The 21,253-nt window shown below is 61.1% G+C and carries 19 protein-coding genes; 9 read left to right on the top strand and 10 right to left on the bottom strand.

The annotated features are described in order from the left end of the window. Positions 1 to 63 precede the first annotated feature (63 nt). On the top strand, positions 64 to 2,379 hold the full coding sequence (feoB, locus tag ACJ8HH_RS20945) for a Fe(2+) transporter permease subunit FeoB (protein WP_060443801.1): 2,316 nt from the start codon (positions 64 to 66) through the stop codon (positions 2,377 to 2,379). Next, on the top strand, positions 2,379 to 2,618 hold the full coding sequence (locus ACJ8HH_RS20950; RefSeq protein WP_033649334.1) for a FeoC-like transcriptional regulator: 240 nt from the start codon (positions 2,379 to 2,381) through the stop codon (positions 2,616 to 2,618). Before feoB ends, ACJ8HH_RS20950 begins: the two co-directional genes overlap by 1 nt. 43 nt (positions 2,619 to 2,661) lie before the next feature. Here ACJ8HH_RS20950 and ACJ8HH_RS20955 read toward each other — a convergent pair whose 3' ends face one another. Further along, complete coding sequence (locus tag ACJ8HH_RS20955; protein WP_004930765.1) at positions 2,662 to 2,946, bottom strand: YdgH/BhsA/McbA-like domain containing protein; 285 nt, start codon at positions 2,944 to 2,946, stop codon at positions 2,662 to 2,664. Positions 2,947 to 3,216: 270 nt separating this feature from the next. After that, positions 3,217 to 3,987 carry a pimeloyl-ACP methyl ester esterase BioH gene (gene bioH, locus ACJ8HH_RS20960; protein ID WP_033649335.1) on the bottom strand — a complete coding sequence of 257 codons (771 nt, stop codon included), beginning with the start codon at positions 3,985 to 3,987 and terminating at the stop codon, positions 3,217 to 3,219. A gap of 40 nt (positions 3,988 to 4,027) precedes the next feature. On the opposite strand from bioH, the gene gntX reads away from it, so the two are divergent. Further along, positions 4,028 to 4,711: a DNA utilization protein GntX gene (gntX, locus tag ACJ8HH_RS20965; RefSeq protein ID WP_033649336.1), complete on the top strand. Its 684-nt coding sequence runs from the start codon at positions 4,028 to 4,030 to the stop codon at positions 4,709 to 4,711. A gap of 58 nt (positions 4,712 to 4,769) precedes the next feature. Continuing rightward, complete coding sequence (gene nfuA, locus ACJ8HH_RS20970; protein ID WP_004930777.1) at positions 4,770 to 5,345, top strand: Fe-S biogenesis protein NfuA; 576 nt, start codon at positions 4,770 to 4,772, stop codon at positions 5,343 to 5,345. 70 nt (positions 5,346 to 5,415) lie between these two features. On the opposite strand, the gene malQ is transcribed toward nfuA, so the two are convergent. Continuing rightward, positions 5,416 to 7,506 (bottom strand): 4-alpha-glucanotransferase, encoded by a 2,091-nt coding sequence (malQ, locus tag ACJ8HH_RS20975; RefSeq protein ID WP_049195631.1) that lies wholly within the window; start codon positions 7,504 to 7,506, stop codon positions 5,416 to 5,418. 9 nt (positions 7,507 to 7,515) lie between these two features. After that, entirely contained in the window at positions 7,516 to 9,921 is a 2,406-nt protein-coding gene (gene malP, locus ACJ8HH_RS20980) for a maltodextrin phosphorylase (protein WP_033649338.1), read from the bottom strand. 460 nt (positions 9,922 to 10,381) lie between these two features. Here malP and malT point away from each other — a divergent pair, with 460 nt between their 5' ends. Then, on the top strand, positions 10,382 to 13,096 hold the full coding sequence (malT, locus tag ACJ8HH_RS20985; RefSeq protein WP_033649340.1) for an HTH-type transcriptional regulator MalT: 2,715 nt from the start codon (positions 10,382 to 10,384) through the stop codon (positions 13,094 to 13,096). A gap of 3 nt (positions 13,097 to 13,099) precedes the next feature. Here the strand turns inward: malT and ACJ8HH_RS20990 are convergent, their stop codons facing one another. Genes ACJ8HH_RS20990 through ulaA form a run of 6 tightly spaced genes read right to left on the bottom strand, consistent with a single transcriptional unit; the run spans position 13,100 to position 17,526 of the window. Further along, positions 13,100 to 13,786 carry an L-ribulose-5-phosphate 4-epimerase gene (locus tag ACJ8HH_RS20990; protein WP_033649394.1) on the bottom strand — a complete coding sequence of 229 codons (687 nt, stop codon included), beginning with the start codon at positions 13,784 to 13,786 and terminating at the stop codon, positions 13,100 to 13,102. Further along, on the bottom strand, positions 13,737 to 14,645 hold the full coding sequence (locus ACJ8HH_RS20995) for an L-ribulose-5-phosphate 3-epimerase (protein WP_041037036.1): 909 nt from the start codon (positions 14,643 to 14,645) through the stop codon (positions 13,737 to 13,739). The genes ACJ8HH_RS20990 and ACJ8HH_RS20995 overlap by 50 nt, the downstream gene beginning before the upstream one ends. A gap of 9 nt (positions 14,646 to 14,654) precedes the next feature. Continuing rightward, entirely contained in the window at positions 14,655 to 15,311 is a 657-nt protein-coding gene (locus ACJ8HH_RS21000) for a 3-keto-L-gulonate-6-phosphate decarboxylase UlaD (protein WP_033649343.1), read from the bottom strand. A 16-nt stretch (positions 15,312 to 15,327) separates the two neighbouring features. Further along, positions 15,328 to 15,795, bottom strand: coding sequence for a PTS ascorbate transporter subunit IIA (gene ulaC / locus ACJ8HH_RS21005; protein WP_033649344.1), 468 nt, complete (start codon positions 15,793 to 15,795; stop codon positions 15,328 to 15,330). Positions 15,796 to 15,805: 10 nt separating this feature from the next. After that, positions 15,806 to 16,114 carry a PTS ascorbate transporter subunit IIB gene (gene ulaB, locus ACJ8HH_RS21010; protein WP_033636327.1) on the bottom strand — a complete coding sequence of 103 codons (309 nt, stop codon included), beginning with the start codon at positions 16,112 to 16,114 and terminating at the stop codon, positions 15,806 to 15,808. Positions 16,115 to 16,128: 14 nt separating this feature from the next. Further along, positions 16,129 to 17,526: a PTS ascorbate transporter subunit IIC gene (ulaA, locus tag ACJ8HH_RS21015; RefSeq protein ID WP_060452084.1), complete on the bottom strand. Its 1,398-nt coding sequence runs from the start codon at positions 17,524 to 17,526 to the stop codon at positions 16,129 to 16,131. 354 nt (positions 17,527 to 17,880) lie between these two features. Here ulaA and ulaG point away from each other — a divergent pair, with 354 nt between their 5' ends. From ulaG to glpG, 4 genes are all read left to right on the top strand, one after another. Continuing rightward, positions 17,881 to 18,945 (top strand): L-ascorbate 6-phosphate lactonase, encoded by a 1,065-nt coding sequence (ulaG, locus tag ACJ8HH_RS21020; protein ID WP_060388425.1) that lies wholly within the window; start codon positions 17,881 to 17,883, stop codon positions 18,943 to 18,945. Positions 18,946 to 19,057: 112 nt separating this feature from the next. Further along, positions 19,058 to 19,813 carry an HTH-type transcriptional regulator UlaR gene (gene ulaR / locus ACJ8HH_RS21025; protein WP_197766320.1) on the top strand — a complete coding sequence of 252 codons (756 nt, stop codon included), beginning with the start codon at positions 19,058 to 19,060 and terminating at the stop codon, positions 19,811 to 19,813. A gap of 84 nt (positions 19,814 to 19,897) precedes the next feature. Beyond that, positions 19,898 to 20,224, top strand: coding sequence for a thiosulfate sulfurtransferase GlpE (gene glpE / locus ACJ8HH_RS21030; protein WP_019455180.1), 327 nt, complete (start codon positions 19,898 to 19,900; stop codon positions 20,222 to 20,224). A gap of 171 nt (positions 20,225 to 20,395) precedes the next feature. Continuing rightward, positions 20,396 to 21,232 (top strand): rhomboid family intramembrane serine protease GlpG, encoded by an 837-nt coding sequence (gene glpG / locus ACJ8HH_RS21035; protein WP_033649346.1) that lies wholly within the window; start codon positions 20,396 to 20,398, stop codon positions 21,230 to 21,232. Positions 21,233 to 21,253 lie beyond the last annotated feature (21 nt).

The following is a 21,253-nucleotide window of genomic DNA, read 5'->3' on the forward strand; positions in this document are numbered from 1 at the left end:
CTCTCCGTTTGCCGACGCGCCTTTGCGCCGGCGCTGTTCTCCTTGAAGACGACACGCTGAACTATGAAAAAACTCACCATCGGCTTAATCGGTAACCCGAACTCCGGCAAAACCACGCTGTTCAACCAGCTGACCGGCGCACGCCAACGGGTCGGCAACTGGGCGGGCGTGACGGTCGAACGCAAAGAAGGCCATTTCACCACCCCGCAGTCCGACGTACGGCTGGTCGATTTGCCCGGCACCTACTCCCTGACCACCATTTCAGAGCAAACCTCGCTCGACGAGCAGATCGCCTGCCACTACATTTTGAGCGGCGACGCCGATCTGCTGATCAACGTGGTCGACGCCTCCAACCTGGAGCGCAACCTCTACCTGACGCTGCAGCTGCTGGAGCTGGGCATTCCCTGCATCGTGGCGCTGAACATGCTCGACATCGCCAAAAGTCAGCATATCGATATCGACGTCGCCGCGCTGTCGGCGCGCCTCGGCTGCCCGGTAGTGCCGATGATCTCCACCCGCGCCGACGGCATCGGCGTGCTGAAACAGATGATCGACAATCATCACATCAACGAACAGCAGGCGCTGGTGAACTACCCACCGCTGTTGCTGAAAGCGGTCGCCACGCTGAGCGACGCCATGCCGCAAACGCTGCCGGCGGTGCAGCGCCGCTGGCTGGCATTGCAAATGCTGGAAGGCGACATCTACAGTCACCGGCTGGCCGGCCCCGCCGTCGCGCTGTTGCCTGCGGCTGCCCAGGCGTTGCAACAGCAGCAGCAGGAAGACCCGGCGCTGGTGATCGCCGACGCGCGCTACCAGTCCATCGCCGCCCTGTGCGATGAGGTCAGCAACTCGCAGCAGGCGATGCCCAACCGTCTGACCGAGCTGCTGGATAAGGTGATCCTCAACCGCTGGCTGGGCGTGCCGATCTTCCTGCTGGTGATGTACCTGATGTTCCTGCTGGCGATCAACATCGGCGGCGCGCTGCAGCCGATCTTCGATATCGGCTCGGCAGCGATCTTCATTCAGGGCATTCAGTGGCTCGGCTACACCCTGCACTTCCCCGACTGGCTGACCGTTTTCCTGGCGCAGGGCGTCGGCGGCGGCATCAATACCGTGCTGCCGCTGGTGCCGCAGATCGGCATGATGTACCTGTTTCTGTCGTTCCTGGAGGATTCCGGCTACATGGCGCGCGCGGCGTTCGTGATGGATCGCCTGATGCAGGCGCTCGGGCTGCCGGGCAAATCCTTCGTGCCGCTGATCGTCGGCTTCGGCTGCAATGTGCCGTCCATCATGGGCGCCCGGACGCTGGACGCCCAGCGCGAGCGCCTGATCACCATCATGATGGCGCCGTTCATGTCCTGCGGCGCCCGTCTGGCGATCTTCGCGGTGTTCGCCGCCGCCTTCTTCGGCCAGGACGGCGCCGGGGTGGTGTTCTCGCTGTACATGCTCGGCATTGCGGTGGCGATCCTTACCGGCCTGGTGCTCAAATACACCCTCATGCGCGGCGAAGCCTCGCCGTTCGTGATGGAGCTGCCGGTCTACCATGTGCCGCACCTGAAAAGCCTGCTGCTGCAAACCTGGCAGCGGCTGAAAGGCTTCGTGCTGCGCGCCGGCAAGGTGATCGTGGTGGCCAGCATATTCATCGGCGGCCTGAACAGCTTCTCGTTCAGCGGCAAGACGGTCGACAACATCAACGACTCCGCGCTGGCCTCGGTCTCCAGGGTGCTGACGCCGCTGCTGCAGCCGATGGGCGTCCACAGCGATAACTGGCAGGCCACCGTCGGGCTGGTGACCGGTGCGATGGCGAAGGAAGTGGTGGTCGGCACGCTGAATACGCTGTACACCGCCGAGCGCATCAACAAAGAGGCGTTCGATGCCGCCAACTTCAACCTGCTCGATGAACTGGGCGGCGCACTGAACGAAACCTGGGACGGCCTGAAAAACACCTTCAGCCTGAGCGTGCTCTCCAACCCGATCGAAGCCAGCAAGGGCGACGGCGAGATGGGCGTCGGCTCAATGGGCGTGATGAGCAGCAAATTCGGCTCCGGCATCTCCGCCTACAGTTATCTGATCTTCGTGCTGCTGTATGTGCCTTGCGTCTCGGTGATGGGCGCCATCGCCCGTGAATCGAGCCGCGGCTGGATGACCTTCTCTATTCTGTGGGGGCTGAACGTGGCCTACTCGCTGGCGACGCTGTTCTATCAGGTGGCCACCTTCAACCAACACCCGCAGTACAGCCTGACGGCGATCCTGGCGGTGGTGCTGGTGAATCTGCTGGTGCTGTTCGGCCTGCGCCGGGCGCGCAGCCGCGTCACGGTGCGCCTGGGCAACGCCACGCCGGCGGCCTGTTGCCAGAGCGCCAAAGGGAGCTGTCACTGATGGCCGGGCTGCTGCAGGTGCGCGATGCGCTGGCGCTGCGCGGCAGCGCCCAGGCGCAGCAGCTCAGCCACTCGCTGGCGACGCCGCTGCCGCTGGTGCAAGCGATGCTGGACCGTTTGACGGCGATGGGGAAAGTGGAACGCATCGAACAGGATGACGGCGCCTGTCTGAGCGGCAGTTGCAAACGCTGCCCGCAGGGCCAGGGGTGCAGCACGGTGTTCTACCGGCTGAAGGCCTGACGATCAGGGGCGCCATGACGGGCGCCCCTTTGCCGTTCAAGGCTTATTGCTTGTCTTTGTAAACTTCGGCGATGGCGCTGAATTTACCGTGTTCACGGCCTGCCAGGATCACGTAGTATTGACCGCCCTTTTCGTCAGCCAGTTTGGACAGCTCTTCCTTGGCATCCATCGGTGACGTGGTTTCCGCCGTCGTGGTGACGGTGCCGATCTTCTCGTATTTACCCGGGTTCTTATCCAGATCTTCCTTGGTCAGCAGGGTTGCCGCCATGGAGCCGAAAGACACCGAACCCAGCACTGCCGCTGCAATAATCATCTTCAATGATTTCATGACACTAACCTCTCAATGGATAATTTATCTGTTATGAAAGCCGTCAAGGATCCATGCGTAGTACCGCAGGCTGCCGCGACATCCTCAGGCCTCGTTGCTTTCCCTGACGGGGCCTGTTTCCCAGAGACGAAACGCCAAAATGAAAAGCGCCGCACGCGGTCTTTTCATTTTGCAGCCAACGCATTGACTCACTAAGTATCGAACAGCTTTGTCTTTTATCCACCCGGCGGCGTTTTTTTTAGCGCTCTATCGTGCGTTTTCCCACCGGATTCAATGTGCTGCAATAAACGCTTCGATCATCGTCACAAATTCATCGGGATGAGAAATAAACGGCGCATGGGCGGCTTTGGCCACGATCTGCGACGCAGAATGCGGCCAGGCGGTATCGAGCAGCTCGGCGACCTTGCGCGGCACCAGCCCGTCCAGATAACCGTAGATCCGCAGCAGCGGCAGCTCCAGCGCGGCCAACGGCGCACGCAGATCGGTGGTGCGCAGGATCTCCAGCCCGCCGTTCAACACCTCGACGCTCGGCGTCGGCTGGTTGAGCACCACCGCTTTCAGCTGGCGCGCATCCTGACGCGCGCTCTCGGTGCCCAGCGTCTGCAACGCCAGAAAACGCTCGACGGTGCGCTGGAAATCCAGGCTCAACTGATGCTGGAAACCGCTCAGCACGTCCGGGCGGATCCCCGGCCACTCATCGCGGGCGGCAAAGCACGGCGAGGAGGCCACGGTGATCAGCCCCTTGAGTCGCTCGGGCTGCATCAGCGCCGCCTGGCTGGCCACCAGCCCGCCGAGCGACCAACCTAGCCACCAGGCCTGCGGCGGGGCGGCCGCCAGCACGATTTCCGTCATCTGTTCCAGCGACAGGGCACCGAACCCCTGGCTGCGGCCATAACCCGGCAGATCGACCAGGTGCAGGCGAAAATGCGGCGCCAGTCGCGCCTGAATGCAACTCCACACTTCGGCGTTCAATCCCCAGCCGTGCAGCAGCACAAGATCGCGTTCGCCTTCACCTATTGTTTGCCAGTACAGCGCTGTCATTGGTTATTGTCCTTTCATGCTTATCCGTCTCGGAGGCTCTATGCTATCAATCCGCAGCCGCTGTTGGCTATGCCGACAGCCGTTGAGCCTGATGCGCCATGGCATCTGCAGCTGCTGCCTGCGCCATCTGCCGGCCCACCCGCCGTGTTGCCCACGCTGCGGATTGCCCGCCGGGGAAACGCAAATGCCCTGCGGCCGCTGCCTGCAACGGCCGCCGCCCTGGCAGCGGCTGGTGTTCGTCGGCGACTACGTTGCGCCCCTCAGCCAACTGGTAAAGAGGTTCAAGTTTCACCGCGCGCCCGAGCTGGCGCCGACGCTGGCGCGCCTGATGCTGTTGCGGTGGCAGCAGGCGCGCAGAGAGCAGAATCTGAACAGACCCGACCTGATTTTAGCGGTACCCTTGCATGCAACGCGCTGTTGGCACCGTGGTTATAACCAGAGCGATCTGCTGGCCCGGCCGCTGGCGCGCTGGCTGGGCTGTGCCTATCGGCCCGCCGCTTTGCGCCGGGTGCGCAAAACCGCCCTGCAACAGCGGCTGAGCGCCGGGGCACGCAGGCGCAATTTGCAGCGCGCTTTCACCTGCACGGTGCCGGTCGCCGGCCGGCATATCGCCCTGGTGGATGACGTGGTGACCACCGGCAGCACCGTCGCGGAGATCGCGGCGCTGTTGCGGCGGCAAGGCGCCGCCTCGGTGCAGATATGGTGCGTTTGCCGCACGTTGTAGTGCCACGGCAATGGGCGTATTATAACCGACTATAGAAGTCAACTATTGAGCTAATGCTATGATCCGTATAACAGATGCTGCACAGGAACACTTTGCCAAACTGCTGGCAAATCAAGAAGAAGGCACCCAAATCCGCGTATTCGTGATCAACCCGGGCACGCCGACGGCCGAATGCGGTGTCTCTTATTGCCCGCCGGACGCGGTAGAAGCGACGGATACCGAACTGAAGTTCGACAAGCTGTCCGCCTATGTCGATGAGCTGAGCGCGCCGTATCTGGAAGACGCCGAAATCGACTTCGTGACCGACCAGCTGGGCTCTCAGCTGACGCTGAAGGCGCCGAACGCCAAGATGCGCAAGGTCGATGACGACGCGCCGCTGATGGAGCGCGTGGAATACGTGCTGCAGTCGCAGATCAACCCACAGCTGGCGGGCCACGGCGGCCGCGTGACGCTGATGGAGATCACCGACGACAACATGGCGATCCTGCAGTTCGGCGGCGGCTGTAACGGCTGTTCGATGGTCGACGTTACGCTGAAAGAAGGCATCGAGAAAGAGCTGCTGCAGAAATTCCCGGAGCTGAAAGGCGTGCGCGATTTGACCGAGCACCAGCGCGGCGAGCACTCCTATTACTGATCCCCGGCGCTCGCGCCGCGGTGGATAACACAATGCCGGAAGGGGGGAACCCGTTCCGGCATTGTCGTTTTCAGCCCACCGACACCTTGCGCCGCCGTTTGTCCAAATCCTTCAGCAACCGGTTTATCCGCGGATCGGCGAACATCTCCTCCAGCGTTTCGGTCAGCTTGCGCCGCCAGTTAGGGTACTGGTCACTGGTGCCGGGAATATTGACCGGATCGGCCATGTCCAGCCAGTCTTCCGGCTGCAGGCCGAGCAGGGCGCTGGCGCTGTCGGCGACATAGCGCTGCAGGCCGCGGTTGAGCAGCGGGCTCATGCCGAGCAGCGCCGCCTTCTTGCCCACCTTCTGCGGCACGCAGCCATAGCGATGCAACCCGTCCAGCAGCCCCTGCTTGGCGCGTTCCCGATCGGCGAACAGCGCCCGCAGGATCTCCGCATCCGGGTAAAGGCCCAGCCGGTTGCCGAGCGTCAGATCGTCGCTTTGCCAGTAGCCGCGCAGCGTCGGCAGATCGTGGGTGGTGATGGTCGCCATCGCCTGCACCGGATAGGCCTGCGGCGCGCGGAAATGGTGTTCACCGTCGCTTTCGAAATACAGCACTTTGTAGGAATAGACGCCGCTGTCGCGCAGCTTGCCGACGATCTCCACCGGCACCGTGCCGAGATCCTCGCCGATCACCATGCAGCGGTGGCGCTGGCTTTCCAGCGCCAGCACCGCCAGCAGATCGTCCACCGGGTATTTGACGTAGGCGCCGCGATCGGCGGTTTCGCCATAAGGGATCCACCACAGCCGCAGCAGCGCCATGACGTGATCGATGCGCAGCGCGCCGCAGCTGGTCATGTTGGCGCGCAAAAGATCGATGAACGGCTGATAACCGCGCGCCGCCATCACGTGCGGATCCATCGGCGGCAAGCCCCAGTTTTGCCCCAGCGGCCCCAGGATGTCCGGCGGCGCGCCGACCGACGCTTTCAGGCAGTACAGTTCGCGATCACACCAGGTTTCCGCCCCGCCTTCCGCCACCCCGACCGCCAGATCGCGATACAGGCCAATCGGCATCTGCTGCTGCCGGCTCTGTTCGAAACACTGCGCGAACTGCGTGGCCGCCAGCCACTGCAGCCACAGGTAAAAGCGGACCGCGTCCTGATGCTCATCGCAGAACTGCCGCACCGCTTCGCTCTGCCCACGCCGATAGCGCTCGGGCCAGGCCGGCCAGCCCCACTGGCTGGCGTCTTTGGCCGCTAGGTGGGCATGCAGCGCATCGAACGCCGCCTGCTGATACAGGCTTTCGCCGCCCTCAGTCACGAACCGTTCGAACGCCTGACGCTGCGCGTCGTTCGGCTTGCGCGCCTGAAACAGCGGGAACGCCAGCTTCAGCCCCGCCAGCTTCAGCTGCATCACGGCGGTGTAATCCACCCACTCCGCGGCGCGCGCCTTGGCCAGCTGCTTCTGCGTCGCCGGCTTCTGCCACCAGCGCTGCGCCGCGTCGCTGCGCTGGAAATCCTCCACCGCGTTGACGTCGATATACGCCAGATTCAGCCAGCGGCGCGACGAGGGGCTGTAGGGGCTGGCGCTCTCCGGGTTGGCCGGATACAGCGCATGGATCGGATTGAGGCCGACGAAAGCGCCGCCGCGTTCCCCCACCTGCTCCACCATCAGGCGCAGATCGCCGAAATCGCCGATGCCCCAGTTGCGATCGGAACGCAGCGTATACAGCTGAACGCAGGCGCCCCACAGCTTCTTGCCGGTCAGCAAGGCGTTCGGCTCGAAGCAGCGCCTCGGCGCGACGATCACTCGGCATGACCACTGCCGCATGCCCTGGCTCAGCGTCAATTGGTGATAGCCCGCTGGCAGATCGCCCGGCAGCGTCAGGGTCTTGCGCGCGCCGACGCGCCCCTGCAGGCATTCGCCGTCTTCACGCTGCAGCGCCCACAGGTACTCGCCTTCGCCCGCCGGGGTCAACGCCAACGGCGCGCCCTGATAGAACACCTTGACCGCCGGTAACGGCGACGCAGCCCCTTCCTGCGCGGCTTCGGCCCGACTCATGGCCGCCAGCAGCTTGCGCTTGGTCTCCGGTTCAATCGCCTGCCGCTTGCCGTGGGCATTGATGAAATCGGCGGCGATACCCGCCTGTGCCGCCGCCTGATCGATACGCTTGCGATCCATTCGTTCTCCTTAACGTTTGGCTTGCCAGATGCGCTGCTGGTAATCGCGGATCGAACGATCCGAGCTGAACATGCCGACGCGCGCGGTGTTAAGGATAGTCCGCCGCGTCCATTCGTCCCGATCGCGGTACAGTTCATCGACCCGGCTTTGCGCCTGGCAATACGAGGCGAAGTCCGCCAACACCAGATAAGGATCGCCGCCCTCCAGCAGGCTGTGCAGCATCATGTCGAACGCGTGCTTGTCGCCGTGGCTGAACGCGCCGCTCGCCAGCTCATCCAAAATCGCCTTCAGGTGCTTGTCTTTCTTTCGGTAGCTGAGCGGATCATAGCCCTTCGCCAGTATCGCCTTCACCTGCTCCACGGTATTGCCGAAGATAAAGATATTGTCTTCGCCCACCTGCTCGGCGATTTCGACGTTGGCGCCGTCCAGCGTGCCGACCGTCAGCGCGCCGTTCAGCGCCAGCTTCATATTGCCGGTGCCGGAGGCCTCTTTGCCAGCGGTGGAGATCTGCTCGGAGATATCCGCCGCCGGGATCATCAGTTCGGCCACCGACACGCGGTAGTCGGGAATGAACGCCACTTTCAGGCGGTCTTTCACCAGCGGATCGTTATTGATCTTCTCGGCCGCCTGGTTGATCGCGTAAATGATGTTCTTCGCCAGGTAGTAGCCCGGCGCCGCCTTGGCGCCGAACAGGAAGACGCGCGGCACGATGTCCAGATTCGGGTTGTCGCGCAGCTGGCGATACAGCGACAGGATGTGCAGCAGGTTCAGGTGCTGGCGTTTGTACTCGTGCAGGCGCTTGATCTGCACGTCGAAAATCGCATCCGGGTCGAGCGTCAACCCCATCACACCGTGCACGTAATGGGCCAGCGCCACCTTGTTGTCGCGTTTGATCTGCTGATAACGCTGGCGGAACGCCGCGTCGTCGGCGAATTTTTCCAGCCCGCGCAACGCGTCGAGATCGTTCGCCCATTCCACCTTCAGCGTCTCGTCGATCAGGCCCGACAGCGCCGGGTTGCACTGTTTCAGCCAGCGGCGCGGCGTGATGCCGTTGGTGACGTTATGGAATTTGTTCGGCCACAGCTGGTGATATTCCGGGAACAGATCCTTCACCACCAAATCCGAGTGCAGCTGCGCCACGCCGTTGACCGCAAAGCCGCTGACCACGCACAGGTTGGCCATGCGCACCTGCTTGTTGTGGTGCACCGCCAGTTTGGCCCACACCGCCTCGTCGCCCGGCCAGTGCTTATCCACCAGCTTTTTGAACCTGGCGTTGATCTGTTTGATGATGGAGAAATGGCGCGGCAGCAGGCTGCGCACCAGTTTTTCATCCCAGCACTCCAGCGCTTCCGGCATCAGGGTGTGGTTGGTATAGGCGAAAGTGTTGCTGGTGATCGCCCAGGCCGCCTCCCACTCCAGCTGGTGTTCGTCCAGCAGAATGCGCAGCATTTCCGGAATGGCGATGGTCGGGTGGGTGTCGTTCAGCTGGATCACTTCGTACTTCGGCAGCTCTTCAATCTTGCGGCCGGCCTGATGGTGCTTGCGCAAAATGTCCGCCACCGAGCAGGCGCACTGGAAATACTGCTGCATCAGGCGCAGGCGCTTGCCGGCCTGATGGTTGTCGTTCGGGTAGAGCACCTTGGTCAGCTTGTCGGCTTCTACGCCCTGCTTCTCCGCCTGCAGGAATTTGCCGTCGTTGAAATCGCTCAGGTTGAACGGATGCTGATGGGTCGCCTGCCACAGGCGCAGCGGCTGCGCCACGCCGTTGCGATACCCCAGCACCGGCAGATCCCAGGCTTCGCCGCGCAGGGTGAAGGCCGGGCGCCACAGTTCGCGGCCGTCGGCCTGCTTTTCCAGCTTGCCGCCGATGCCCACGTCCACCGCCAGCGCGGCGTTGTGGCGGAACCACGGGTAGCTCTCGCGCTGCCAGTTATCCGGCGCCTCTTGCTGCTGCCCACCCTGGAACGACTGACGGAACAGCCCGTACTGGTAGTTCAGCCCATACCCGGTGGCCGGTTGCTCCACCGTCGCCATCGAGTCAAGGAAACAGGCCGCCAGCCGCCCCAGCCCGCCGTTGCCCAGCGCCGGATCGGTTTCCTGCTCCAGCAGATCCGCCAGCTTGACGTTCTGCTCCGCCAGCGCCTGCTCGACGGTGTCGTACCAGCCCAGGTTGATCAGGTTGTTCGCCGTCAGCCGGCCGATCAGAAACTCCATCGAGATGTAGTTCACGTGGCGCAGCGGTTTGGCGCTTTTGCGCGGCGCCGGCTGTGCGGCCAGCTGCTCGGCCAGCGCCGCACTGACGGCTTCCCACCATTGATGTTGCGTCATCTGCTGTGCGGAACTGAGGCCGAACCGTTGCCACTGACGGGCAAGCGCCGCCAGAAAAGCATCCTTCTTGAGCGTAGGCTGTGACATAAGGAAAACTCTCTATCCAGTAAGTGGGTCAAATTGCCGCTATCGTGCCGGTGAGAAAGCCTGACGGCATCATCCCGCCTGGGGATTAGCTGGGGAGGAGGATTGGGGCGTAGCTGGAATTGTGATCTCAGGCACTGTTTGACTCCCTTGCAACGATGCAAAAAAGCCCGCCAACGCGTGCGGCGAGCACTGAGAACGTTAGCCATGACGTTAGCACAAGTATTCGCACTGCTGAAGTTTTGTGCATGGCCGGAAATGCGATCTGCAACCGCAACGCCGCGCGCCGACGCCAAACGTAAAAAAGTGTGATCGATAGCAACTTAACTCCAAGCCGATGCGGAAGCTTGTTGCAATACGTTTAGGGTTGGCAGAAGTTAGGGGGAGCTATTAATTACGAACCATAAAATAATTAGCGCCACTCCAATCCCGGCGGGAACCGCGATTTATACCCTGGAATACTATGCTGATCCCATCAAAACTGAGCCGCCCGGTACGGCTGCAAAATACCGTGATCCGCGATCGCCTGCTGGCCAAACTGGCCAGCGCGGGCAACTATCGCCTGACACTGGTCAATTGCCCGGCGGGATACGGAAAAACCACGCTGATCGCCCAATGGGCGGCCGGCAAGGCCGATCTGGGCTGGTATTCGCTGGACGAGAGCGACAACCAACCGGAGCGCTTCGCCAGCTACCTGATCGCCGCGCTGCAGCAGGCCAGCGGCGGCCGCTGCGTCAAGAGCGAGGCGCTGAGCCAGAAACACCAGTACGCCAGCCTGTCGGCGCTGTTCGCCCAGCTGTTTATCGAGCTGGCCGACTGGCACCAGCCGCTGTACCTGGTGATCGACGACTACCATCTGATCACCAACGACGCCATTCACGAAGCCATGCGCTTCTTCCTGCGCCATCAGCCGGAAAACCTGACGCTGATCCTGCTCTCGCGCACCCTGCCGCCGCTCGGCATCGCCAATCTGCGGGTGCGCGATCAGCTGCTGGAAATGGGCACGCAGCAGCTAGCGTTTACCCATCAGGAAGCCAAACAATTCTTCGACTGCCGCCTGGCGGCGCCGATGGAACAGCAGGACAGCAGCCGCCTGTGCGACGAAGTCGAAGGCTGGGCCACCGCGCTGCAGCTGATCGCGCTGTCGGCCCGCCAGTCTGCCTCGTCGGCTCAGCTGTCGGCCAAGCGGCTGGCGGGGCTGAACGCCAGCCACCTGTCCGACTATCTGGTGGACGAAGTGCTGGATCACGTCGATGCCGAGGCGCGCGCCTTCCTGCTGCGCTGTTCGGTGCTGCGCTCGATGAACGACGCGCTGATCGTGCGGCTGACCGGCGAAGACAACGGCCAGCAGCGGCTGGAGGAGCTGGAGCGCCAGGGGCTGTTTATCCATCGCATGGACGACACCGGCGAATGGTTCAACTTCCATCCGCTGTTCGCTTCTTTCCTGCGCCAGCGTTGCCAGTGGGAGCTGGCGCTGGAGCTGCCGGGGTTGCACCGCGCCGCCGCCGAGGGCTGGCTGGCGCTGGGGTATCCGGCGGAGGCCATTCACCATGCGCTGGCGGCCAGCGACGTCAGCATGCTGCGCGATATCCTGCTGCAACACGCCTGGTCGCTGTTCCACCACAGCGAACTGGCCTTGCTGGAGGAGTGCCTCAACGCGCTGCCTTATGAGCGCCTGATCCAAAATCCCAAGCTGGCGCTGCTGCAGGCCTGGCTGGCGCAGAGCCAGCACCGCTACGGCGAGGTCAACACCCTGCTGGAGCGCGCCGAGCGCACCATGCGCGAGCAGAAAATCGAGATAGACCAAACGCTGCACGCCGAGTTCGACGCCTTGCGCGCCCAGGTGGCAATCAACGCCGGTAAACCGGAAGAGGCCGAGCGGCTGGCGACCGAAGCGTTGAAATTCCTGCCGCTGTCCAGCTATTACAGCCGCATCGTCGCCACCTCGGTGACCGGCGAAGTGCACCACTGCAAGGGCGAACTGGCGCGCGCGCTGCCGATGATGCAGCAAACCGAGCAGATGGCGCGTCGTCATCAGGCCAACCATTACGCGCTCTGGGCGCTGCTGCAGCAGAGCGAAATCCTCATCGCCCAGGGCTTCCTGCAGGCCGCTTACGAAACCCAGGACAAGGCGTTCGAACTGATCCGCGAGCAACACCTGGAACAGCTGCCGATGCACGAGTTCCTGCTGCGTATTCGCGCGCAGATCCTGTGGTCGTGGTCGCGGCTGGACGAGGCGGAAGACGCGGCGCGCACCGGGCTGAAAATCCTGGCGAACTACCAGCCGCAACAGCAGCTGCAGTGCATCGCCATGCTGGCCAAATGCTCGCTGGCGCGCGGCGATCTGGACAACGCCAATACCCATCTGCAGCGCTGCGAAACCCTGCTGCACGGCGCCCACTACCATCGCGACTGGCTGACCAACACCGACAAGTCGCGGGTGATCCACTGGCAGATGACCGGCGACACCGCCGCCGCCGCCCAATGGCTGCGCCACACCGAAAAGCCCGGCATGGCGGACAACCACTTCACGCAGGGCCAGTGGCGCAACATCGCGCGGGTGCAGATCCTGCTCGGCCAGTATGAAGAGGCCGGCGTGGTGCTGGATGAGCTGAACGAAAACGCCCGCCGCCTGCGGCTGGTGAGCGATCTCAACCGCAACCTGCTGCTCAGCAACCAGCTCTACTGGCTGCAAGAGCGCAAGGGCGAAGCGCAGCAGGCGCTGATCGAAGCGCTGTCGCTGGCCAACCGCACCGGCTTTATCAGCCACTTCGTCATCGAGGGCGAAGCGATGGCGCAGCAGCTGCGCCAGCTGATCCAGCTCAACACGCTGCCGGAGCTGGAACAGCATCGCGCCCAGCGCATCCTGCGCGACATCAACCAGCATCATCGGCACAAGTTCGCGCATTTTGACGAGAACTTCGTCGATAAGCTGCTGACCCATCCGCAGGTGCCGGAGCTGATCCGCACCAGCCCGCTCACCCAGCGCGAATGGCAGGTGCTGGGGCTGATCTATTCCGGCTACAGCAACGACCAGATCGCCGGCGAGTTGGACGTGGCGGCCACCACCATCAAGACGCACATCCGCAACCTGTATCAGAAACTGGGCGTGGCCCATCGCCAGGAAGCGGTGCAGCAAGCGCAGCAGCTGTTGAAGATGATGGGGTACGGCGCCTGAGAGTCAGCGCTGGCCGTAATAGGCGCCGGCGCCATGTTTGCGGCTGAAATGCTTTTCCAGCAGATAGTCATCGATCCGTTTCAGGCCGGGGTTAATATCCCGGCTGATCCACGCCATTTTCGCCACCTCCTCCAACACCACGGCGTTATGCACCGCCTCATCCGGCGTCCTTCCCCAACTGAACGGGCCATGCTGATACGCCAGGATGCCGGGAATGTGCAGCGGTTCACGCCCTTTCAGGGTTTCGATAATCACCCGACCGGTGTTCAGCTCATATTCCCGCGCCACCTCTTCCGCCGTCAGCCCACGGGTACAAGGAATGTCGCCGGAAAAATAGTCGGCGTGGGTGGTGCCGAGCGCCGGTATCGCTTCACCCGCCTGCGCCCAGGCGGTGGCATGGGTAGAGTGCGTATGCACCACACCGCCGAGTTGGGGGAACGCCCGATACAGCGCCAAATGTGTCGGCGTATCGGACGAAGGCCGCAGTTGCCCCTCGACAACCTCACCTCGCGCATTCACCACCACCATATCCTCAGCCCGCATCGTTTCATAAGGTACGCCGCTGGGTTTGATCACCACCAGCCCACTGGCCCGATCGATGCCGCTGACATTGCCCCAGGTATAGGTCACCAGCCCGTGCTCAGGCAACGCCATATTGGCTCGGTACACCTGACTTTTCAGTTGATCCAGCATGCTCCCCCCTTATTTCCAACCCGGCCTCGACCATGCGTTCAACCACCCAGGCTCGCGCCTCCCGCACCGCCCGCAGCGGATCGTCCGCTTTCTCGCTCCACATCTCGAGCAGATAGGGGCCGCGATAGCCGCTCTGCAACAGCGTTTCGAAACAGCGCACGAAATCGACCACGCCCTCGCCGAACGGCACATTCTTAAACTCCCCCGGCCGCGTATCCTTAACGTGTACCGCCACGATATGTCCGCGCCCGGCCATGAGCTCCATCGGCACATCGTTGTCCCAGGCAGACAAGTTGCCGATGTCCGGGTACAGCTGAAACCACGGGTTATTCAGGTAGTGGGCATAGCCCAGCGCCTTGCTGATCGAGTTCATCAGCGGATAGTCCATGATTTCCATCGCCAGCATGACCTGCGCACGGCTGGCCATCTCCACCGCCTGCGCCAATCCGGCACGGAACCGGGCGCGGGTCTGTGCAGTTGACTGCTGGTAATAAACGTCATACCCGGCCAGTTGGATCACCCGGATACCGGTATCCTGCGCCAGCCGAATAGCTTTTCGCACGATCTCCAGTCCCCGGTCGCGCGTGGTGTCGTCTGCACTGCCCAACGGAAAACGCCGGTGGGCGCTGAGGCATAAAGAAGGGACGCGCACACCGCTCGCCGCAACGGCGCTAACCAAGGCGAGCCGCTGTTCAGTGCTCCAGTCCAATCGCGCCAGGCGGCCGTCACTTTCATCGATCGACATTTCAACGAAATCGAATCCCAACTCACCCGCCAGTTGCAGGCGCGTCAGCCAGTCCTCGCCCGGCGGCAACGCTTTCTCATAGATGCCCAACGGCACGGATTTGTGCAACATAACCGCTCCTCAGCCCCACAGCTGGGCAATGACGGATTTAAATTCCCGCGCCGCCGCGACCGGATCGGCGGCATCGCGAATGCTGCGTCCGGCGATAAAGACATGGATGGGAATGCCCTGGAACAGAGGCAAATCCTCCAGCGCCAGTCCGCCGGTGACCGTCACCTTAAAACCCATCTCGCTCAGGCGACGCACCGCGCGGATATCGTCTTCGCTCCATGCGACCCCTGCGGCCTGCGCATCGCGGCTGCGGTGGTACACCACCTGACCCATTCCCGCTTCACGCCACGCCTGCGCCTGTTCCCAGGTCCAGAACCCCGTCAGTTCGATCTGCACGTCGCCACCGAACTCATGCGCTACCTGCAGGGCGCCCTTGACCGTATTGATGTCGGCACAGCAGATCACCGTGATCCAATCGGCATGCGCCTCGAAGCACATTCGCGCCAAAATCTGACCCGCATCGGCGATTTTTGCGTCCGCCAACACGATGCGATCCGGATACAGCGCTTTCAGATCGCGTACGGCGCGCACGCCTTCCGCCACGCACAAAATAGTGCCGACTTCGATGATGTCGACTTCGGCCGCGATCAGGCGAGTCGTATCGTAAGCCGCGGCCATGGACAGGTTATCCAGCGCCACCTGCAACATCGGTAACTGCGTGTTCATTGTTTGTCTCCTTCAATCAATTCGCCGCCGTAGACGTTTTGTCGATCAACGCCAATACCTCGCTCGCGTGGCGACAGGCCCGCAAGCGATCGAAGTTCGCCTCATCTTCAAACAGATTCACCACTTGCATGATCCCCACCTCCTGATGCGTTTTGGCGTCCACCGCCGCCAGGGTGATCAAGATGTCTATCGGATCGTTGTCCTCATCGCCGAAACACACCGGCGTTTTCAAGGTGACCAAGGCGAAGCCGGTTTTCAGCACCCCTTCCTCCGGCCGGCCGTGCGGCATCGCCAGGCCCGGCGCCAGCACGAAGTAAGGGCCGTGCCGGTCGACGCCGGCCAAAATGGCGTCGAAATAGCGCGGTTCCACCACCCCGGCAGCCACCAGCAAATCGACGCCCAACCGCACCGCCTGCCGCCAGTCAGCAGCCTCCGCCTGCAGTTGGATGGCGTTGTTTTGCGCCAACGAATCGCTCAGCTTCATCACTCGCTCCTTACTGCTTCAAATCTTGCGGAAAATGCGTGCCGATAACTTCCATCAGCTTCGGGCCGAAGTCCGCCGCCGAGAGCATATTGCGCACCCCAACCACATATTTGTTGCCGCTCACGACGATTTCGTCGGCGACATGGGTGGAAGCAATGATGATGTCGGCCCCGTTCAACTCGGATTTGTATTCCCCCACCGCACAGCTGTTGACCGAATGATTCACACCTTGCTGCGTTAAAAATTGGTCGACTTTCATTTTCATGATCATGGAACTGCCTTGCCCGCAACCGCATACCGCCAGGATTCGTACCGTCATAATCTGCACTCCTATTAACGTGACGCTGGTTCAACCGATTTTTTTTCAGCATCTTCTTCCGCACGCAGGGTGCGTCCGGCGAAGAACATGTACAGCAGGGCGACAACGATCACCACCCCCATAAACCACAGGCCCAGACTCAGCCCCTGCATCAGCGGCGGCGCCAGAATCGACCAGTCCGCCATGCCCATCCAGGCGCTTAGCCCGGTCAGTTTGATGGCCCACACGCAGCCGAAGATCTCTATCATTCCCATCACCAGACAGATCTTCATCGCCGCGCGCCAGCCGCCGAAGTGGTTAGCGAATACGCCGATGGTGGCGTTAGAAAAGAACATGGGAATGAAACCGGGAATGATCATGATGGAAGAGCCGAGCGCCAACAGTATGCCGACGGCGATCAGTTGGCCGATGGTGCCCCACATAAAACCCCACACCACGGCGTTGGGCGCGAAGCTATAAATGGCGGCGCAGTCGATGGCCAGTACCGCGCCGGGGATCAGACGTTGGGATATGCCGTTAAAGGCCTCGGTCAATTCGGCGACGAACATGCGCACGCCCTGCACGATGATGAAAATCGCCACCGCGAACATCAGCCCGGTTTGCAGGATATAAATGCTCCAGTGGGTTTTACCGGCCATCGCCTGCAGAGTGTCCAAGCCGAACGAGCACAGAATGATGCCGAAAAACAGCGTCATCACGATGGCGGTGGACACGATGTTGTCATGGAAAATGTTCAGCCACCCGGGCAGCTTCAGATCTTCCACGCTGTCCTCTTTTTTACCGAGATACGGTGCGGCCTTGTAGGCCAGCCACGAAGCGAACTGCTGTTGATGCCCGATCGAGAAGCCGCTGTTTTCCGTTACCGCCTGCGTCGGCTTGAACATCATGTTGGAGGTGATGCCCCAGTACAGTGAAGCCAATAGCGCGCTGCACAATACCGTCGTCCACATGCCGTAACCCAGAATGTAGAAAAATACCGCGATCAGCCCGACCTGCTGAAACATGATGTGGCCGGTGAGCATGATGGTACGAATCCCGGTAATACGCCGCAGCAGTACGTAGAGAATGTTCAGCGCCAATGCCAGCAATACCGCGTAGCCGACCCAGCTGTAGGCGTCCCCCATACGTTCGATGGTGGCCATCATCGAAGCATAGGTGTCCGAAATCGCCCCGTTGATGCCGTATACCTCGGACAACTTCGCCACAACGGGTTTGAACGTGCCGGTCAGGATGCCGGAGCCGGCCTGCAATAACATGAAACCGATAATGGTCTTGATGGTGCCTTTGATGATGACCGCCGCGCTTTTGCGCAGCAACGTGTAACCCAGCAGTGTAACCAGCCCCAGCAGCAGCGGTGCATTGGTCATCACCTGGTTAAAAAAGACGATGAAGATGGTGTAAAGAGTTTCCATACGGCTCTCCCGAAAAGGTTGGCATGCAGGTAACGCCTTCACCATACCAATCACAATAAATCACAAAAAGATCATAAATGATTATTTGTGAACAACCTCGCAAGTTAAAAATCAATTCCACTAACATTCAATGAATTAGACGACTTACACTTTATTACCCATTGAATTTAATAGCAGTTAATCAAACGAAAAGGGGAGAAAACGCCGGCACAGCGCGTAAATTCGGCGGCGTTTACGTGTATTTCGATCGTTGTCAGTTGAAAAAAACGGTGCTAGATTCGATCAAAACAAATCACATAAAATCCTTAAATGATTATTTGTGATTTTACTATCACCACCAACGAGGAAAGACCCATGAGTAAAGTCAACGACATCACCCGCGAGTCCTGGATATTGAACACCTTTCCCGAATGGGGCACCTGGCTGAACGAAGAGATAGAGCAGGAGAACGTCGCGCCCGGTACTTTCGCCATGTGGTGGCTGGGCTGCACCGGCATCTGGCTCAAGTCTGAAGAAGGCGCCAACCTGTGCGTCGATTTCTGGTGCGGCACCGGCAAGCAGAGTCACGGCAACCCGCTGATGAAAACCGGCCACCAAATGCAGCGCATGGCCGGGGTGCGTAAACTGCAACCGAACCTGCGCACCACCCCATTCGTGCTCGATCCGTTCGCCATTACGCAGCTCGACGCCGTCTTGGCCACTCACGATCACAATGACCATATCGATGTGAACGTCGCGGCGGCAGTGCTGCAGAACTGCGCCCCCACCGTCCCGTTTATCGGGCCGCAAAGCTGCGTAGATATCTGGATCGGCTGGGGCGTGCCGCCGGAGCGCTGCATCACCGTCAAACCTGGCGACGTGATAAAAATCAAAGACGTCGAAATTCATGCGTTGGATGCTTTCGATCGCACGGCGCTGATCACATTACCGGTGGAACAAAAGGCCGCGGGCGTACTGCCGGACGGCATGGATCTGCGTGCGGTCAACTACCTGTTCAAAACGCCGGGCGGCAACCTTTATCACAGCGGCGATTCTCACTACTCCAACTATTACGCCAAGCACGGCAACGATCACCACATTGATGTCGCCCTCGGCTCCTACGGCGAGAACCCACGCGGCATTACCGACAAGATGACCAGCGCCGACATCTTGCGCATGGCGGAATCGTTGAACGCCAAGGTCGTGATCCCCTTCCACCACGATATTTGGTCGAATTTCCAGGCAGACCCGCAGGAGATCCGCGTGTTGTGGGACATGAAAAAGGATCGGCTCAAGTACGGTTTCAAACCCTTTATCTGGCAGGTTGGCGGCAAGTTCATCTGGCCGCAGGACAAAGACAATCTGGAATATCACTATCCGCGCGGGTTCGATGATTGTTTCACCCAGGAACCCGACCTGCCCTTCAAGTCTTTCTTGTAATCAACCGGTGTTGCATACTGATGCGCGCTTTTGAACGGCAATGATTCAAATCGTCAAACGGCGCGCATATAATCGAAAGCAACGACGTTCTTCTCACCCTGATGGAGCCCGCATGATAGAGTCCCAACGCCACAATGCCATTCTCGATCTCTTGCATCGCAAGGGGCAAATCTCCGTGGCGGACGTGATCGCGGCGTTTGACATCTCTCCGGCCACCGCGCGCCGGGACATCAACAAACTGAATGAAATTGGCAAATTGCGCAAAGTGCGCAACGGCGCCGAAGCCACGCAAACCCCGCGCCCGGCCTGGACGCCGCTCAACATCCACCAAACCCAGCATCTCGACGAAAAAATGCGCATCGCGGCAGCAGCGGCGCAACTCTGTCAGCCGGGCGAAAGCGTGGTGATCAACTGCGGTTCCACCGCATTTCTGCTGGGGCGTGAAATTTGCGGCAAGCCGGTTCAGGTGATTACCAACTACCTGCCGCTGGCCAACTACCTGATCGAACAGGACCATGACAGCGTGGTAATCATGGGTGGCCAGTACAACAAGACTCAGTCGATTACCCTGGCGCCTCAGGACGGCGACGCGACGCTGTACGCCGGGCACTGGATGTTCACCAGCGGTATCGGCCTTACCGCCGAGGGTTTGTATAAAACGGATATGCTGACCGCCATGGCGGAGCAAAAGATGCTCAACTACGTCGGTAAACTGGTGGTGCTGGTCGACAGCAGCAAAGTCGGCCAACGCGCCGGCATGCTGTTCAGCCGCACCGAGCAAATCGCCATGGTGATCACCGGCCGCGCCGCCAATCCGGCGATCGTTGAACAACTGCGTCAACAGGGCGTTGAAGTGCTGCTGGTGTGACAAAACCACACCCTTGCTCTGGTCTTAAACGCCGCAGAGTTGGTTACAATAGCGGCGTCCCCCAATTACGAGGCAGTCAGCAGTATGGAACAGTTCGAAGCGATCAACGTTGAGCAAGCGTACGCCCGCTGGAAAGAGGGCAGCGCCGCCCTGGTCGACATCCGCGATCCGCAAAGTTTTGAAGCCGGGCATACGCCGGGCGCCTTTCACCTCACCAACGCCACCCTGTCGGCCTTTATGCAGCAAAACGACTTCGAGCGGCCGGTAATGGTGATGTGCTACCACGGCAACAGCAGCCGCAGCGCGGCGCAGTATCTGCTGCACCAGGGGTTCGACGCGGTCTACAGCATCGACGGCGGCTTCGAGGCCTGGGCCCGCCAGTATCCGCAAGACGTGGAAACCTCTGCCTGATCCCCGCCGCCCGCCGTGCGTCGGCGGGCTTCCCCTTCGATTTTGTGCGCGTTTTCGCGGGTTTTTCGCAGATCCGTTTGCCAGCGCTCAGGATTTCGACGTTATAATCGGCCGTCAGGGTCGCCGGCGGGCAAGCCGCGGCCAAAATCATTCACTTACGACGGAAGAGCAATGGTTAGAGTAATCGCCGTATCCAACCCGCGCCTGGCGCTGGCCTTTGTCGACTATATGGCGACCCAGGGCATCCGGCTTGAGCTGCGCAACAGCGGCGAGGCGGCGGAAATCTGGCTGGCCGACGACGTTCACCTCGAGCAGGTGCAACACGAGCTGCAGCAGTTTCTGACCGATCCGCTCAACCGCCGTTATCAGGCCGCCAGTTGGCAGACCGGCCATACCGACGCCGGCCTGCACTATCAGAGCGAATCCTATCTGCACACCCTGCGCAGCAAGGCCGGGCCGCTGACGCTCGGCGTGATGGTGCTGTGCATCGCGGTCTATATTCTGATGCAGGCGCTGGGCGACAACACCGTGATGTACTGGCTCTCCTGGCCGCAAAACAGCAGCCAATACACGCAGCTGTGGCGCTGGGTCAGCCATGCGTTCCTGCACTTCTCCCTGCTGCATATTCTGTTTAACCTGATGTGGTGGTGGTATCTCGGCGGCCAGATGGAAAAACGCCTCGGCGCCGGCAAGCTTTTCGTGCTGGCGGTGGTGTCGGCCTTCTTCAGCGGCTGGGCGCAATCGCTGTTCAGCGGCGCGCTGTTCGGCGGGCTGTCGGGCGTGGTTTATGCGCTGATGGGCTATGTGTGGCTAACGGGTGAACGGGCGCCGGAGCGCGGCCTGATGCTGCCGCGCGGCCTGATGGCGTTCTCGGTGCTGTGGCTGGTGGCCGGATATTTCGATATTTTAGGAATGTCGATCGCCAACGCGGCACACGTAGCCGGTTTAGTGTTAGGGTTATTGATGGCATTTTGGGATACGCGCCATCGCGCACACAACGAACAATAACAGCCGGGAGCTGTGCCCAGC

Source organism: Serratia sp. CY32780 (assembly GCF_052169135.1).
GTDB lineage: Bacteria > Pseudomonadota > Gammaproteobacteria > Enterobacterales > Enterobacteriaceae > Serratia > Serratia sarumanii.

Excerpts from the sequence above, each read along its gene's own strand:
- feoB (WP_060443801.1), top strand. The coding sequence starts at position 64 with ATGAAAAAACTCACCATCGGCTTAATCGGTAACCCGAACTCCGGCAAA.
- ACJ8HH_RS20950 (WP_033649334.1), top strand. The coding sequence starts at position 2,379 with ATGGCCGGGCTGCTGCAGGTGCGCGATGCGCTGGCGCTGCGCGGCAGC.
- ACJ8HH_RS20955 (WP_004930765.1), bottom strand. The coding sequence starts at position 2,946 with ATGAAATCATTGAAGATGATTATTGCAGCGGCAGTGCTGGGTTCGGTG.
- bioH (WP_033649335.1), bottom strand. The coding sequence starts at position 3,987 with ATGACAGCGCTGTACTGGCAAACAATAGGTGAAGGCGAACGCGATCTT.
- gntX (WP_033649336.1), top strand. The coding sequence starts at position 4,028 with ATGCTATCAATCCGCAGCCGCTGTTGGCTATGCCGACAGCCGTTGAGC.
- nfuA (WP_004930777.1), top strand. The coding sequence starts at position 4,770 with ATGATCCGTATAACAGATGCTGCACAGGAACACTTTGCCAAACTGCTG.
- malQ (WP_049195631.1), bottom strand. The coding sequence starts at position 7,506 with ATGGATCGCAAGCGTATCGATCAGGCGGCGGCACAGGCGGGTATCGCC.
- malP (WP_033649338.1), bottom strand. The coding sequence starts at position 9,921 with ATGTCACAGCCTACGCTCAAGAAGGATGCTTTTCTGGCGGCGCTTGCC.
- malT (WP_033649340.1), top strand. The coding sequence starts at position 10,382 with ATGCTGATCCCATCAAAACTGAGCCGCCCGGTACGGCTGCAAAATACC.
- ACJ8HH_RS20995 (WP_041037036.1), bottom strand. The coding sequence starts at position 14,645 with ATGTTGCACAAATCCGTGCCGTTGGGCATCTATGAGAAAGCGTTGCCG.
- ACJ8HH_RS21000 (WP_033649343.1), bottom strand. The coding sequence starts at position 15,311 with ATGAACACGCAGTTACCGATGTTGCAGGTGGCGCTGGATAACCTGTCC.
- ulaC (WP_033649344.1), bottom strand. The coding sequence starts at position 15,795 with ATGAAGCTGAGCGATTCGTTGGCGCAAAACAACGCCATCCAACTGCAG.
- ulaB (WP_033636327.1), bottom strand. The coding sequence starts at position 16,114 with ATGACGGTACGAATCCTGGCGGTATGCGGTTGCGGGCAAGGCAGTTCC.
- ulaA (WP_060452084.1), bottom strand. The coding sequence starts at position 17,526 with ATGGAAACTCTTTACACCATCTTCATCGTCTTTTTTAACCAGGTGATG.
- ulaG (WP_060388425.1), top strand. The coding sequence starts at position 17,881 with ATGAGTAAAGTCAACGACATCACCCGCGAGTCCTGGATATTGAACACC.
- ulaR (WP_197766320.1), top strand. The coding sequence starts at position 19,058 with ATGATAGAGTCCCAACGCCACAATGCCATTCTCGATCTCTTGCATCGC.
- glpE (WP_019455180.1), top strand. The coding sequence starts at position 19,898 with ATGGAACAGTTCGAAGCGATCAACGTTGAGCAAGCGTACGCCCGCTGG.
- glpG (WP_033649346.1), top strand. The coding sequence starts at position 20,396 with ATGGTTAGAGTAATCGCCGTATCCAACCCGCGCCTGGCGCTGGCCTTT.